Raw genomic sequence first — 1,155 nt, 5'->3', positions numbered from 1 at the left:
GCCCCCGCTATTTTTTTATTAACTTTAAATTTTACACATTATGAAGAAAGATGATTTAATTTCAGATGATTTTCTGAAGCAGTTCAAGACCCACGAAGAGCTCACGGGCTTTTTAAAGCAGGTCCAGAAGCGTGGGATTGAAAAGATGCTCGAAGGTGAGCTCGATGGCCACCTTGATTACGACAAGCATCAAAAGTCCACCGGTGAGAATGTTCGCAACGGACACGCCAAGAAAAAAATAAAAACATCCTTTGGTGAATCCGAGATCTCCGTTCCCCGGGATAGGGAGGCCTCGTTTAATCCAATGATCGTCCCCAAACGAGGCAATATGGTCGATGGCATCGAAAACGTCATCGTCTCGCTCTACGCCAAGGGAATGAGCAACAGCGATATCGAGGAGCAGATACGTGAAGTCTATGACTTTAATGTATCCACCTCGACCATATCCAGGATCACCGAAAAAGTATCCGGCGATATAATTGCGTGGCAGAACCGTCCCCTGGAACCAGTTTATCTGATTGTCTGGATGGACGGCATTGTGTTCAAGGTTCGCGAGAACTCCAAGGTCATCAACAAGACTGTCTATATCGCTGTTGGCCTGCGCCGCGATGGTAAAAAGGAAGTACTGGGCCTATGGCTCGGTAAAAATGAGTCGGCCGCTTTCTGGATGAGTGTCCTCACCGATATCAGAGCGCGCGGAACCGAGGATATACTTATCACGGCAACCGACAATCTTAACGGTTTTACCGACACCATCAAAAACGTGTTCCCGGAGTCCAAGACTCAGATCTGCGTGGTCCACCAGATCCGCAATGCGTGTAGGTACGTTGTATGGAAGGACAAGAAAGCCTTTACAGCAGACATGAAGCATATCTATAACGCTCCAAACCAAGAAGCAGCAAAGGTGGCCCTGGAGGATTTTGCCCAAAAATGGAACGATAAGTATTCCTATGCCGTTAAGAGCTGGCATGACAACTGGGAGGAGCTCACGGTGTTCTATGAGTTTCCTCTGGAGATCAGGAAGATTATCTATACAACAAACCTTATCGAGAACCTGAACGGGAAGATAAGAAAGTATACCAAGAACAAACTTTCTTTCCCAACAGACGATGCCGTAATGAAATCAGTATATTTGTCAGTGCGTGAAGCAACCAA

The 1,155-nt window shown here is 46.4% G+C and carries 1 protein-coding gene; it reads left to right on the top strand.

What is annotated here, in order from left to right:
• Positions 1-40 precede the first annotated feature (40 nt).
• On the top strand, positions 41-1,155 hold a 1,115-nt coding region (locus tag H4O20_RS08270), incomplete at its 3' end, for an IS256 family transposase (protein ID WP_185098924.1).

It is taken from the genome of Aequorivita sp. 609 (assembly GCF_014212065.1).
Classification (GTDB): Bacteria; Bacteroidota; Bacteroidia; order Flavobacteriales; family Flavobacteriaceae; genus Aequorivita; species Aequorivita sinensis.
This window is presented reverse-complemented; position numbering and strand designations above follow the sequence as displayed.